This is a genomic window from Streptomyces sp. f51 (assembly GCF_037940415.1).
In the GTDB taxonomy this organism is placed as follows: Bacteria; Actinomycetota; Actinomycetes; order Streptomycetales; family Streptomycetaceae; genus Streptomyces.
The window spans coordinates 5,904,588-5,917,286 of record NZ_CP149798.1 but is presented as its reverse complement, the minus strand read 5'-3'; the positions used below and the strand labels follow the sequence as shown (position 1 = coordinate 5,917,286).

The 12,699-nt window shown below is 73.2% G+C and carries 10 protein-coding genes; 2 read left to right on the top strand and 8 right to left on the bottom strand.

Annotation, left to right across the window (positions count from 1 at the left end; genetic code table 11):
- Nucleotides 1-83: 83 nt before the first annotated feature.
- Nucleotides 84-650, bottom strand: a complete 567-nt coding sequence (locus WJM95_RS25690) for a DUF1707 and FHA domain-containing protein (RefSeq protein WP_339132158.1) — start codon at nucleotides 648-650, stop codon at nucleotides 84-86.
- A gap of 193 nt (nucleotides 651-843) precedes the next feature.
- Between WJM95_RS25690 and treZ the strand changes: the two genes are divergently transcribed.
- On the top strand, nucleotides 844-2,589 hold the full coding sequence (treZ, locus tag WJM95_RS25685) for a malto-oligosyltrehalose trehalohydrolase (protein ID WP_339132157.1): 1,746 nt from the start codon (nucleotides 844-846) through the stop codon (nucleotides 2,587-2,589).
- Between the two features lie 66 nt (nucleotides 2,590-2,655).
- Here treZ and WJM95_RS25680 read toward each other — a convergent pair whose 3' ends face one another.
- The 6 genes from WJM95_RS25680 to WJM95_RS25655 form a co-directional block, all read right to left on the bottom strand.
- Nucleotides 2,656-3,609: an aminoglycoside phosphotransferase family protein gene (locus WJM95_RS25680; protein WP_339132156.1), complete on the bottom strand. Its 954-nt coding sequence runs from the start codon at nucleotides 3,607-3,609 to the stop codon at nucleotides 2,656-2,658.
- A 62-nt stretch (nucleotides 3,610-3,671) separates the two neighbouring features.
- Nucleotides 3,672-4,796, bottom strand: coding sequence for an aminopeptidase P family protein (locus tag WJM95_RS25675; RefSeq protein ID WP_339132155.1), 1,125 nt, complete (start codon nucleotides 4,794-4,796; stop codon nucleotides 3,672-3,674).
- A gap of 94 nt (nucleotides 4,797-4,890) precedes the next feature.
- Complete coding sequence (locus WJM95_RS25670; protein ID WP_339132154.1) at nucleotides 4,891-5,511, bottom strand: LysE family translocator; 621 nt, start codon at nucleotides 5,509-5,511, stop codon at nucleotides 4,891-4,893.
- 100 nt (nucleotides 5,512-5,611) lie between these two features.
- Nucleotides 5,612-6,310 carry a PDZ domain-containing protein gene (locus WJM95_RS25665; protein ID WP_339132153.1) on the bottom strand — a complete coding sequence of 233 codons (699 nt, stop codon included), beginning with the start codon at nucleotides 6,308-6,310 and terminating at the stop codon, nucleotides 5,612-5,614.
- A gap of 162 nt (nucleotides 6,311-6,472) precedes the next feature.
- On the bottom strand, nucleotides 6,473-8,650 hold the full coding sequence (cyc2, locus tag WJM95_RS25660) for a germacradienol/geosmin synthase Cyc2 (protein WP_339132152.1): 2,178 nt from the start codon (nucleotides 8,648-8,650) through the stop codon (nucleotides 6,473-6,475).
- Between the two features lie 113 nt (nucleotides 8,651-8,763).
- Nucleotides 8,764-9,963 carry a damage-control phosphatase ARMT1 family protein gene (locus WJM95_RS25655; protein ID WP_339132151.1) on the bottom strand — a complete coding sequence of 400 codons (1,200 nt, stop codon included), beginning with the start codon at nucleotides 9,961-9,963 and terminating at the stop codon, nucleotides 8,764-8,766.
- A gap of 531 nt (nucleotides 9,964-10,494) precedes the next feature.
- Here WJM95_RS25655 and WJM95_RS25650 point away from each other — a divergent pair.
- Nucleotides 10,495-11,454 (top strand): lytic polysaccharide monooxygenase, encoded by a 960-nt coding sequence (locus WJM95_RS25650; RefSeq protein ID WP_339132150.1) that lies wholly within the window; start codon nucleotides 10,495-10,497, stop codon nucleotides 11,452-11,454.
- A gap of 18 nt (nucleotides 11,455-11,472) precedes the next feature.
- On the opposite strand, the gene WJM95_RS25645 is transcribed toward WJM95_RS25650, so the two are convergent.
- Nucleotides 11,473-12,138: a Tat pathway signal sequence domain protein gene (locus WJM95_RS25645; protein ID WP_339132149.1), complete on the bottom strand. Its 666-nt coding sequence runs from the start codon at nucleotides 12,136-12,138 to the stop codon at nucleotides 11,473-11,475.
- Between the last annotated feature and the right edge of the window lie 561 nt (nucleotides 12,139-12,699).

Sequence of the window (12,699 nt, the reverse complement as noted above, 5' to 3'; positions counted from 1 at the left end):
TGGGCGGCGGACACCGAAAGCCGGTCCCCGTAAGGCCGCCGGGCGCGCGGACACGCCCCCGGTCCACCGCGGCGAGCCGCGGTTCAGGCCGAGGCGAGGCGGAACATCATGCGGCCGAAGCCGACCTGGTCGCCGTCCTTCACGACCGACGCGCCGATGACGCGGCGTCCGTTGACGGTCGTACCGTTGGTCGAGCCGAGGTCGCGCAGCACCCAGGCGCCGCCCTGGCGGCGCAGTTCGGCGTGCACGCGGGAGACGGTCTCGTGATTGAGGCGCAGTCCGCTGGCGGGGTCGCGGCCGATGAGCAGCGGATAGCTGTCGCCCGGGTCGGGGAGCTGGAGTTTGGGCAGCCGCTCGGCCTGCCAGGCCCGGCGCAGCCGGACCGTGAAGCCGGAGACGGCCTCCACCGTGCCGAACACCCGCTTCGACCAGCGCCGCCCGGTGACCTCGCCGTCGGCGGGCAGGTCGGCGGTGAGCACGGCGAGTTCGTCGGAGCGGCGTGCGGCCAGCGCCAGTTCCATGCGGTGGATGAAGGTGTCGTGCGAGAGACGGCCGAGGGCGACGCCGTCACGGAGGGACTTGAGCGCCCGGTCGCGCTCCGCGTCGGACAGCCGCGCGGGGTACGGATGGAACTCGAAGGACGACGTCACGTTCGTGATTGTCGGGCAGTAACGACAAGGTGTCCAGAAGACCCGGAAACGGCTGGTGGGACCGGGTGCGGCCGTTCGCGCGACCAAAGGGCGACGAACACGCGGCAAAAGGGTGGATCCGAAAGCGAATTGATCTCCCGTGGAGCACCATGGACGTGCTGGGTCACTGCGAGCCGACAAGGGGGAAGCGTCCATGCGATTCGAGGTGTGGGCACCGCGGGCCGACCGGATGACGCTCCATTGCGCCGGTGTCACGAGCGCGTTGGAGCGCGAGCCGGGGCGTGCCGGATGGTGGACGGGCGAGGCGGAGGCGGAGGACGGGACGCGGTACGGGTTCGCGGTGGACGACGGGCCGGTGCTGCCCGATCCCCGCTCGCGCCGCCAGCCGGACGGCCCCGACGGACCGAGCGCGGTGGTCGACCAGGGCCGGTACGCGTGGCGTGCCGACTGGCCGGGACGCCCGTTGCCGGGCGCGGTCCTCTACGAACTGCACGTGGGGACGTACACGCCCGAGGGCACGCTGGACGCGGCGGCGGACCGCCTCGGGCACCTGGCCGAACTGGGCGTCACGCACGTCGAGTTGATGCCGCTCTGCCCGTTCCCCGGCCGGCACGGCTGGGGGTACGAGGGGGTCTCCCTGTGGGCGGTGCACGAGCCGTACGGCGGTCCCGAGGCGCTGAAGCGCTTTGTCGACCGGGCCCATGAACTGGGCCTCGGTGTCGTCCTCGACGTCGTGCACAACCATCTGGGTCCGTCGGGCAATCATCTGCCCGCGTTCGGGCCGTACTTCACCGACACCCACCAGACGCCCTGGGGCTCCGCGGTGAACCTCGACGCGCCCGGCTCGGACGAGGTGCGCGCCTATCTGGTGGGCAGTGCGCTGGCCTGGCTGCGCGACTACCGTCTGGACGGACTGCGGCTCGACGCGGTGCACGCGCTGCGGGACACCCGGGCGCTGCACTTCCTGGAGGAGCTGTCGGCGGCCGTGGACGCGCTCGCCGGTGATCTGGGCCGGCCACTGTTCCTGATCGCCGAGTCGGACCTCAACGACCCCCGGCTCATCACCTCCCGCGAGGAGGGCGGTCTCGGGCTGCACGCGCAGTGGAACGACGACTTCCACCACGCGCTGCACACCACGCTGACCGGGGAGTCCCAGGGCTACTACGCCGACTTCGCGCACACCCCGCTCACCGCGCTGTGCAAGACGCTGACGTCCGGTTTCTTCCACAACGGCACCTGGTCCAGCTTCCGCGGGCGCCATCACGGCCGTCCGCTCGACCGGGCGCGCGTCTCGGCGCAGCGGCTGCTCGGCTACGGCCAGACCCACGACCAGATCGGCAACCGCGCCCAGGGTGACCGGCTGTCGGCCGCCCTGTCCCCCGGGCTGCTGGCCTGCGCCGCCGCGCTGACGCTCACCGCGCCCTTCACCCCGATGCTGTTCATGGGCGAGGAGTGGGGCGCCGGCACACCCTGGCAGTTCTTCACCGACCACACCGATCCCGAGCTCGCCGAGGCCGTACGGCGGGGCAGGCGGCGGGAGTTCGCGGCGCACGGCTGGGCCGAGGAGGACGTGCCGGACCCGCAGGACCCGGCGACCCGGAACCGTTCCTGTCTCGACTGGTCGGAGCCCGAACGGGCCCCGCACGCCCGGCTGCTGGCCTGGTACCGCGAACTGATCGCGCTGCGCCGGGGCCAGGCCGACCTGTCGGATCCCGATCTCGCGGCGGTCAGGGTCGCCCACGATCCGGGGGCCCGCTGGATCGCCGTCAGGCGCGGGGACGTCCGGGTCACCGTGAACCTCGGCAAGGACCCCGCGGCGATTCCCCTGGGCATCCGCAGGGCGCGCGTCCTCGCCGCGTGGGACCCGGTCGAGGCGCCGGGCCAGGACGGGGTGCTGACGGTACCGGGCGAGTCGTGCGTGGTGCTGACCCAGGCGTGAGGGCCCGCCAGGACGGGCCGGCACCGCCCGGTCCGTCCCGCCGGTTCCGTCCCGCCGGTTCCGGTGCTAGGGCGGGTCGTCGGGTGTGTCCCGCAGGTCCGTGACCCGCTCCAGCAGGATCGACTCCCAGGCGCGCCTCAACCGGGCCTCCAGGAGCGGAAGCCGGCCGGGGGCCCGGCCGCCCCGGAGCCCCTCGGCGAGCCCGACGACGGTGTCGCAGCGGGCGAGCCACAGGCCGCGCAGGCAGGAGCGGGCGCCGTAGCCGGCGAGGGTGGCGGCGCGGACGGCGGCCGGGGCGCCGACGGCGAGGGCCAGCCCGGCGATGTCCTCGGCCGGATCGCCGATCACCGTGCCGCTCCAGCCGAGGACGCCCCGCACCCGTCCGTCGGGTCCGACCACGAGGTGTTCGCCCAGGAGCCGGTGGTGCACGAGGACCGCGGGGCCCGCCTGCGCGCCGAGCTGGACGGCGGCGGGCGCGGCGAGCTGGTCGAGACCGGCGGGGTCGAACTCCTCGGCGGGGAGGCGTTCGGCGGCCCGTACGGCGGCGGCGCGCAGGGTCTCCAGGGAGCGCGGCGCGCTCCGCGGCACCCCCAGCGTCTCGGCCTGCCGTACGGGCACCTCGCGCAGCCCGGTCAGCAGGTCCGCCAGGTCGGCCTCGCCGAGTGCGGAGACGGCCTGCTCGTCGCCGGAGACGCCGGGCACCAGGGTGTCGAGGGTGTAGCTCAGTCCGCTCGCCCAGTCGCCCCGCGCGACGCTCATGGGGACGGCGCCCCCGACGAAGGGGCGGATCAGATCGCGCAGGCGCAGTTCACGGCGCCGGCGCAGGGAGGACTGGTGGTCCGGCGCGAGCCGCAGCACATGGTGCCGGCCCACCCACCAGGTGAAGCTCCCGCCCGGCTCGCCGACGGGTCGTACGTCGGGTCCGGGACCCGGGGCGGTGTCGTCAAAGAGCAGGGCGCGGACCAGCCGACGGACGGTCTCGGAGGTCGGTGGTGGTGCCGGTGCCGGTGTCGGGTTCATGGGCGCGCCCTTGTCGTCCGGGGGCGGGTTCGACGGATCGTCGCACGGTCCGCGGGCCCGTGTCAGTCGACGATGACCATCTCGCGTGAGGTGTTGTTGAGCCGGCGTCCGCCGTCCCCGGTCACCGTCACGATGTCCTCGATACGGACCCCGAAGCGCCCGGGCAGATAGATCCCCGGTTCCACGGAGAAGCACATGCCGGGGACCAGGGGCTGTTCCTCGCCCTCGACCATGTAGGGCGGTTCGTGGGTGGTGACGCCGATGCCGTGCCCGGTGCGGTGGATGAAGTACTCGCCGTACCCGGCGGCCTCGATGACGGCGCGCGCGGCACGGTCGATGTCCTGGCAGGCGGCCCCGGGCCGCACGGCACGGAAGCCGGCCTCCTGGGCCTCGCGCACGATGTCGTGCACCTTGCGCTCCTCGTCGTCCGGTTCGCCGACGTGGACGGTGCGGGAGGTGTCGGAGCCGTAGCCGTCCTTGAGGCCGCCGAAGTCCAGGACGACCATGTCGCCGGGCTCGATCACGCGCTCGTCGGCCTCGTGGTGCGGGTTGGCTCCGTTGGGGCCCGAGGCGACGATGGTGAAGTCCACCTGGGAGTGCCCGAACCGGCGCAGCAGATCGGCCAGGTCCTTGGACACCTCCGACTCCCTGCGGTCGGCGAAGCGGACCTTGCGGATCTCCTCGAACGCCTCGTCGGCCGCGGCTCCGGCGGCCGCCAGCCGCTCCAGTTCGGCCGCGTCCTTGACGGCCCTGAGCATCGGCAGTGTCTCGGTCAGGGCCTCGTAGCGGGTGTCGGGGAGCCTCTTCTGGATTCCGAGCAGATGCAGGGCCCAGCCGTTGTCGCTGATGCCGAAGCGGCCCGCGCGGCTCATGAGGGGTTCGGCGGCGGCGTAGGGGTCCGTGCCGTCGGTCCAGGCGTGCAGGGTCAGCGCGGGCGCGCCGGCCGACTTGGCCGCGTCGGGCGCCTCCAGGGTGGGCACGACGAGGGCCGGGTCGTGTCCCGCCCGCAGCACCAGCAGGGTGAGCCGCTCGGTCTCCACCGGGCGGTATCCGGTCAGCCACACCAGGTCGGGCCCCGGCGCGACCAGGACGCCGTCGAGCCCGGCGTCGGCCGCGGCCTCGGCCGCGCGCCGCATCCGGGCCTCGTAGTCGTTCGCGGTGAAGGGCGCGGGTGTGGCGGCGGTCATCGTTGCCTCCGTGTGTGCGGAGTTCCCCCGGGGGGCTACGGCAGCATCCTGCCTCTCCGGTGGGGCGCGCGCGAGCCGGTCGCACCGGAGCGGGTCAGCCCTCCAGGGCGAGACGGGCTCCCAGGAGCAGCAGGACGCCCCCGGAGACCTGTTCCAGACGCCGGCGCACGCCCGTCCGGGACAGCACCGCCTTCATCCGGCCGACGAACCACACGTAGACGCCGTAGTAGCCCACCTCGTAGACCGCCCAGAGCGCGGCGAGGCCGAGCATGGCGGGCAGGTGCGGGGCGCCCTCGGGCACGAACTGCGGCAGGAAGGACATCGCGAAGACGGCGGCCTTGGGGTTGGCGAGGTTGAGCAGCAGCCCGCCCCGGTAGGACGCCCAGTCGCTCCTCTCCGCGCCCTCCCAGCCTCCGTCGGCACCCTCCTTGGTACGGCGTGCCTGCCACAGCGTCTGGACACCGAAGCCGACGAGCACCACGGCGCCGACGATCCGCATGACGTCGTACGCCATCTCGGAGGCGGCGAGCAGCGCGGTGAGGCCGAACGCGGCGACGGCGCCCCACAGGAAGACGCCCGTCTCGTTGCCGAGCACGGTCAGGAACCCGGACCGCCTGCTGCCCAGGGACCGTTTGATGATCAGCACGGTGCTCGGTCCCGGCGAGGCGGCGATCAGGGTGCAGGCGCCGAGGAAGGCGGCGAGAGTGCTCAGCATGCGGCCATGGTGACCGCCCGCGGCCCGGTTGACCAGCCCCTTTCTCCGAGATCCGACCTGACGGACCCCGTGTCCCCGGCGCGGTCCCGGCCCGGCCGCCTCAGGTCGCGGTGCCCGGCACCGCTGTCAGGCGCCCACGGCCGCCGTTCGCGTGGCGCACCCGCAGGGTGACCTCACGGCCCGGTGCCGCGTCCGCCACGGCGCGCGCGAGGTCGGCGGCCGAGGTGATCCGGGTCCCGTCGAGGGCGAGCAGGACGTCGCCGCGCACGAGGCCCGCGGTGCAGCCGGGGCCGGGGACGTGCACCCCGACGATGAGCGCGCCCGGGCCGGCGGGGGCGTCGACGGCCTCGACGCCCAGGGTGCCCCGTACGGGCTCCCGCTCGGACCCGGTGGGCGGCGACACCCCTGTGCCGCCGGGCCCCGGAGCCGGCGAACCGGCGGACGTCGGCGCTCCCGAACCGGCCGCCAGGTGTGCGCCGTCGGCTCCCGGCCCCGGCGCCGCGGCCCCGGCGGAGGGCTCCCGGGCCGGCCCGGCCGCACCGACGGCCGCGCCGATCGCGCCGGCCCGCTCCCGGAGTTCCGCCAGTCCGCCCGCGCCGACCACGGTCGCGCCCACCGCGCCGATCCCCACACCGGACAGGACCAGCACCGCCCCGGCGAACACCCCGGCCGACAGGGTGACCAGGCGCCTGCCACGACGCCGCTCCTCGCGCGGGCGCCGGGCGCCACGGGAGGACCGGGCGCCGCCGCCCGGATCCCGGCCCGGCATCGGTTTGGGTCGCAACGCGGCCTGTTCCATGAGTCGCCTCCGGCAGATGTTCCACGGACCGCCTTCGGCTCCTGCCCTACCCCTCGCTCCGGCGCGCGACGATCCCCGAACGAGTGAGACTGGACGGGCCCCGTCCCGGAAACGATCCGCGCGAGGGACCTGTCTCCGCCCGGACCGGTCCGGTCCGGTCCGTCAGAGCGACACGGGCTCCGCCCGAAGGGCCAGGGGCGGCGCCGGCACCTGGTCCGGCACGAAGCCGTGGGCGCGCCTGGCCAGGTCGGCCGCGCCGTACCGGTGGCAGTCCTGATGCCATCTCAGGACTCCCGCCAGCCAGTTCTCCAGCTCGGCGACATAGCCCCGCATCACCTCGCGCGCTTCCTCCGAGAGCTTGAAGTCCTCGTAGAGGAGCGGCAGTTCGTGTGCGACGACATGCTGGAACTGCTCCATGCGCCGGGTCATCAGATCATGGACGATGCCGAGCGCGGTCGGGTAGTCGCAGCCGAAGAAGTTCCGTACGACGAGGATGCCGTTGTGGATCTCTCCCTCGTACTCGATCTCCTTCTGGTACGAGAAGACGTCGTTCAGGAGCATCGCGTAGTCCATGGCCGCGTTCTCCAGCGACCGGACCGGGCCGCTGCGGTAGACCTCCGGGGGGACCGTCCGGCCGTGTCCGAGGCGGGACAGGCTCATGGTGAGCTCGGAGCCGAAGGTGGCCCGGCGCATCTCCAGATAGTCCACCGGGTCGGGGATGCGGCCCTGGATCCGGTTGGACAGCTCCCACAGCCAGCTCTCCGTCATCACGTCCACCGAGGCGCGCAGGGTGTTCCTGGCCTCCGGGGCCATGTCCGCGGTCGTGCGCCGCCACAGGTCGATCAGTCCGCGTTCCATGCCGTTGACCGGGACGGGCGGCTCCTCGCCCTCCTCGGGCATGCAGGCGGACAGGCGCGCGGTGGCGAGCCTGGCGGCGGCCAGGTCACGGTGGTTGCCGAAGCACAGCGGGTAGTAGTCGTCGGCGTACGTGCCCCAGGCCAGCCACCGCGAACCGAGGTCGAGGGCCTCGGGTGTCGCGTCGGGATGGATGCCCGCGGCGCAGAGCGGCAGGTCGTACGCGATCAGCTTGTCCTCGTCCCAGACGCCCTCCCGGAGCATGCCCATGGCGTGCATCCAGCCCCCGAGACGCTCGCGGGCGCCCGCGAGGTGCGGGCTGAGGGTGACCTCGAAGGGCATGTGGAAGTCGGGGAGCACGGACGGCCCGACCTTCTCGAACGGGACATGGCCGTACGCGCGCAGCCGCTCCGCCCCGGCCGCCGAGAGCAGCGCCCCGACGTCCGTCGCGGACGTGCCGAGCCCGCTCGGGACGGGGGTCCGTGCCTCCTCGACGGCGCCCTTGTTCATGTAGCGGCTGGAGCGCATGTGCCATTCGTGTCCGCCGGACTGCCAGTCCTGGAGCCCGCGCGTGTACGCGGCGACGGCGGCGGCCTCCGCGGCGTCGAGGCCCCGCTCCAGGGCCAGCGCGGGCACCTCGGTGAGCGCCGTGTGCTCGAACTGGTGGAGCCGCGAGGTGAGCACGTCATTGACGGTCTCGGCGGCCTGCTGTGTCGTGCAGCCGAAGAACGACTCCAGGACGAGGACGCCGTTGCTGAGCTCGCCCTCCTCCTCGACCTCCCGCTGGTAGGAGAACAGGTCGTTGCGCAGGTGGACGCCGTCCGAGAACGTCTCCATCAGGACCCGCAGCGGCCTCGAACCGGCGACGGGCTCGGGCACTTCGGCGGTCGCGAACTCCACGAGCCCCGCCGACCAGGGGGCTCCGCCCACCTTGCGGCGCATCTCGATGTACTCGACGGGGTTGGCGATCCGCCCCTCGTCGATGTTGGACAGCTCCCACATCGACTCGTTGAGCAGGTGCTCGGTGGACTCGGCGAACCGCGCGCGCCACGCGGTGGACATCGAGGGCACCGTGCGCGCCCACAGGTCGGCGAGTCCCGCCTCCACGGGATTCTCCGGTTCGGGGACGGGGGCCGACAGGTCGAGTGGCATGAAGAGGGGGAGCCGGTCCAGGTAGGCCTTGCCGCCGGCGCGGTCCTGGGTGCGCTTGAAGGTCTCCAGGAAGTGGTCGTCGAAGAAGAACACCCACACGTACCAGTCGGTGATCAGACTGAGCGCCGGTCCGTCGCAGTCGGGATGGGTGTAGGCGCACAACAGGCCGTAGTCGTGGGCGTCGAGGTCGGTCTGCTCCCAGATGCCCGAGCCTTCGAGCATGCCCATCTCGCGGGCCCACTCGCCGGAGTGGGCCCGCGCCTCGTCGAGGTGCGGGTTGAGCCGGGCGGCGTAGGGCATGTAGAAGCGCGGGAGTCGGAACGGCTGCGTCATGGCCGGGCCCTACCCAGGGCTCCGCGCGCACATCCGCAGGCCAGGACATGATCACACCATCGCGTGAACCCGCCCGAAAGCCGCGCGCGTTGCCCCTGCCATGGGCTCGGCGGTCATCCGCGCCTCGCCTGGATCAGCGCGTGGGTTCCGGCGGTGCGCCAGCTGTCGCCCTCGGTGGCGTCGAGGTCCGCCTCGACGGAGGCCGTGAGCCCGACGACGACATCGGACTTGAGCGTCCGCAGCGTGGCCACCGCCCCGGGAAAGCCTGCGGTGGCGACGGCGAACGGGGTCGTGGCGGGGTACAGCCGGTCGCCGATGAGCCGGCGGTAGTTCAGGTCGCCCTTCAGCAGGGTCACATCGGCGGCGGCGAACTCCCGCCGCAGGTCGTCCGGCAGATCGGCGTACGGCAGCGGGCCGCAGGCGAAGGGATGGGTCCGCAGGGTCAGCCGGCCTTCGGACAGGGCGGCCCAGAGGCGGTTCCCGGCCTCGCCCGCGGCTCCCTTGGCGGCGGTCAGCCGGCGCAGCGCGTCCAGCACGTCGGCCGCGGTGGCGTCGGAGACGTAGTACGGGTACGGCTTCACGTGCAGGGCGGCCCGCCCGATCCGGCCGTGCCGGAGCAGATGGTCGACGAGGAGGAGGTCGGGGACGAGTTCCCGGCCCGCGTTGTCCGCCACGACACAGAGGGTGCCGCCGGTGAGCAGGGACCGCAGCAGCTCGGTGTCGTTGGCCACGAGCCGCTCCTCGGCGGCCGCCGCGCCTCCGGTTCCGGCCAGGCTGAACCCGAGGTCGGCGCGGTTGCCCCACAGGGATCCGCGCAGCAGCGCCTCCTCCTGTTCGTCGGCGGGCCGGAGCGCGAGGTCGTCCAGCGCGGCGAGTTCGGCGGCGGCCTCGGGGGTGTCGAGTTCGGCGAGCTTGAAGGGACGGAAGGGGTCGATGCCCTGCCAGGGACCCGGCTCGAAGTAGCCGACGGCTTCGAGGAGTTTGCGGTAGAAGTAGCTCTCGGACCACAGGAAGGGCAGGTCGAACCAGGAGCGGCCGTAGTACTCCCGTCCGCCCCAGGCGTCCCACCGGCCGCGGTCCGCGGCGGGTTCCGCGAGCGGTTCCACGACCCCTTCGGCGCAGTTCCGGAGCAGGGCGTCCAGCGCGTCACGCTGCTCGGGACCGTACGGAAAGGCGTCCCGCACCTTGTGGATGAGCGCCGGGTGCCGGTGCGCCAGCACGCTCCAGGGGAAGGAGCCGCGCACCGAGCTCACGACCACCGGGACGCCGTCGGGACCGGTTGCGAAGGGGGCGGGGACCTCGGGATCGCGCATGCGGCTCACCGTACCGGCTGAACAGAAGGGGCCGTCCGACGCGATGCGCGCCGGGCGGCCCCTCCCCCCGTGGAGCTCAGCGTTCGGCCTAGGTCGGTCGGCTTCGAGCTGTTGTCGGCCGCGCCGGTGTCCTGCGCACGGCCGGGTCCTGGACACAGGGTGCGCAGCCGCCGTCGGCGGTCGCTGAACCCTAGGCGGGCGGCGGAGCGGAGGGATAGCGGGAAAACCCTCGATCCGGGAGATGCACGGCCCTCGATCCGGGCGGCGCACGGCCCTCGATCCGGGAGATGTACGGCCCTTGGCCCGGGCGGTGTTCGGCCCCTGGTCCGGCGGAGGGCCGGGCCGCGTCCGGTGCGATCGCGCGCGGTGGTTCCGTTTCGCGCGGATCGCGGATCTGAACGCACGGCCCGCGGCATCCGTATCCCACCGTGCCCCACGCGTGGAGTGTGTGTCCCGGCCGCGCGCGACGGCCCACCGCCACGCCCAGCGCCACGCCCAGTGCTTCGCCCACGCATCGAGGAGACGTCCCGGATGACCGCCTACCGCACCGCCACCGCGGCCGCCGTCGCCCTGGCGGCTCCGCTGCTGCTCACCACGTGGGCCGCGGGGACCGCGTCGGCGCACGGCGCGCCGACGTCTCCGGTCAGCCGCGTGTACGCGTGCTCGCCCGAGGGCGGCAGCCAGAACCGGACGGCTGCCTGCCGGGCGGCGATCGCCGCGAACGGCGCTCCCTTCACCGCGTGGGACAACCTGCGGGTGGGCGGGGTCGACGGCCGGGACCGTTCGGTGATCCCGGACGGAAAGCTGTGCAGCGGCAACCTGCCCGCCTACAAGGGACTCGACCTGGCCCGCGCCGACTTCCCGGCGACCCGTCTGACGGCCGGGGCGGCCCTGACGATGAAGTACAGCTCGACGATCGCGCACCAGGGAACGTTCAAGCTCTATCTGACCAAGCAGGGTTACAGCCCGACGCGGCCGCTGAAGTGGTCCGACCTGCCGGAGAAACCGTTCGCGTCGGTCACCGACCCGGCGCTGGTCGCCGGCGCCTACCGCATCAGGGCCACGCTGCCCTCCGGCCGTACCGGCCGCCAGATGCTGTTCACGATCTGGCAGAACTCCAGCACGCCGGACACGTACTACTCCTGCTCGGACGTCGTGTTCTCCGGCGGGAGCGGAGCCTCGAAGCCGGCCACGAGCAGCGGGACTTCGGGGACCACGGCGAGCGGCTCCGCCGGCAAGAGCGCCAAGGCGTCGCCCAAGGCGACCCGGTCGGCGACCGCCACACCCAGCCCCTCGACGGTCTCGGCCCCGGCCGACTCTCCGTCCAGCACGGCCGGTCCGGCCGCCGAGAAGGCGGGCACCGACCATCTGGCACCCGCCGCCGAGAACACCTCGGGCGGCGGTCCCGCCCTCCCCATGGTCGCCGGCGGGGCGGGAGCGGCGCTGCTGCTCACCGCCGGCGTCGCCGTGGTGCTGCGACGCCGGCAGTGAACCGGCTTCCCGTGGGGATCAGTTGACGAATACCGCCGGGCTGCCCGTCTGGCTGGTGTCGGTCACGGGGGCGTACTTCGCGGTGAAGTAGCCGTTCGCGAAGCAGAGGGACGAGCCCGAGAACTTGGTGAACTGCTGGCTGGTGAAGTTGATGCTGTTGTCGCTGTTGTCCGCCGTGCCCGTCAGGCTGTTGGCCCGGTAGACGCAGGTCAGCGTGCCCAGCAGCGAACGCAGCTTGACCGTGGTCTGGATGGTGGAGCCGGCGGCCGGGGTGACCGTGACGCTTCCGTCGGATCCCACCGCGGTGCTGTAGGGCAGGTTGTCGACGGTGATGCTGGTGACGCCGAGGACGCCGACGACGTTGCTGCTGCACGAACTGGCGTTGAAGGTCTGGCCGGTGAGGGACTCGGTGGCCGTGCCGGGGGACGCCGGGTTGTCGGCGGCGGTCGCGGTGAAGGTCGACGCGGAACAGGAGACGCCGCTCGTGCCGGTGCTGCTGGAGTAGAGCGTGGCGTTGGTGCCGCTCGCCAGCGAGGCGGCGAGGACGTCACCGACGGCGACGGGGGTCCCGGCGGCGCTGCCGGTGGTGAGGACCGCGACGTCGTCGGCGGAGGCGGGGACGACGGCGGAGGCCGAGAGGGCCGCGACGGCTCCGGCGAGGGCGAGCAGGGTGCGAGTGCGCATTGGGGGGTGCCTCTTCTCCGATGGGGGTGTGGGTGCCTGACCGCGCCGGGGCGCGGGGGTGCGGGTCGAGACGGTGGCGCGGTGTGCGGGGTGGGACGGCCGCGCGCGACGGCGGGCGAACATGCCGGGGCCCGCGTGCGGGAGTGGTGCGGGGAGTGACCGCCGCCGGTCCGTGACGCCTTCTCCGTACGCCACGGGCCGGCAGCGACAGCCGGGCGACCGGCACGGCCCTCGGGGGGAAGGTGACCGCAACCGGTGCCACGGGAACGGGGAACGGCCGTGCGGCGCGCCGTGTCGGCGTACGCGCCTGGGCCGCTCCGGAACACGCCATGACCGCCCCGCAGAGCGGGGTCCGGGAGGTGACGGGCGCGTCGGCCGGCGGATCCGGCGCCACGGATCCGGGAAACAGGGAGAGTTGTAGACCTGATGGATGGTCAACGTCAAGGCGTAGCAAGGAAGTTGAAGCTCAGTGCGACTGTCCGGCGGATGACTGTTCACGGGTGGGACACAACTGGCACGGTTTTCCCACACGCGCCTTGACCCGTTCGTGTAACCCCCGGT

What these genes read in the sequence shown, in the direction of transcription:
- WJM95_RS25675 (WP_339132155.1), bottom strand. Translation starts at nt 4,796, where the DNA reads ATGACCGCCGCCACACCCGCGCCCTTCACCGCGAACGACTACGAGGCC.
- treZ (WP_339132157.1), top strand. Translation starts at nt 844, where the DNA reads ATGCGATTCGAGGTGTGGGCACCGCGGGCCGACCGGATGACGCTCCAT.
- WJM95_RS25670 (WP_339132154.1), bottom strand. Translation starts at nt 5,511, where the DNA reads ATGCTGAGCACTCTCGCCGCCTTCCTCGGCGCCTGCACCCTGATCGCC.
- cyc2 (WP_339132152.1), bottom strand. Translation starts at nt 8,650, where the DNA reads ATGACGCAGCCGTTCCGACTCCCGCGCTTCTACATGCCCTACGCCGCC.
- WJM95_RS25655 (WP_339132151.1), bottom strand. Translation starts at nt 9,963, where the DNA reads ATGCGCGATCCCGAGGTCCCCGCCCCCTTCGCAACCGGTCCCGACGGC.
- WJM95_RS25665 (WP_339132153.1), bottom strand. Translation starts at nt 6,310, where the DNA reads ATGGAACAGGCCGCGTTGCGACCCAAACCGATGCCGGGCCGGGATCCG.
- WJM95_RS25650 (WP_339132150.1), top strand. Translation starts at nt 10,495, where the DNA reads ATGACCGCCTACCGCACCGCCACCGCGGCCGCCGTCGCCCTGGCGGCT.
- WJM95_RS25680 (WP_339132156.1), bottom strand. Translation starts at nt 3,609, where the DNA reads ATGAACCCGACACCGGCACCGGCACCACCACCGACCTCCGAGACCGTC.
- WJM95_RS25645 (WP_339132149.1), bottom strand. Translation starts at nt 12,138, where the DNA reads ATGCGCACTCGCACCCTGCTCGCCCTCGCCGGAGCCGTCGCGGCCCTC.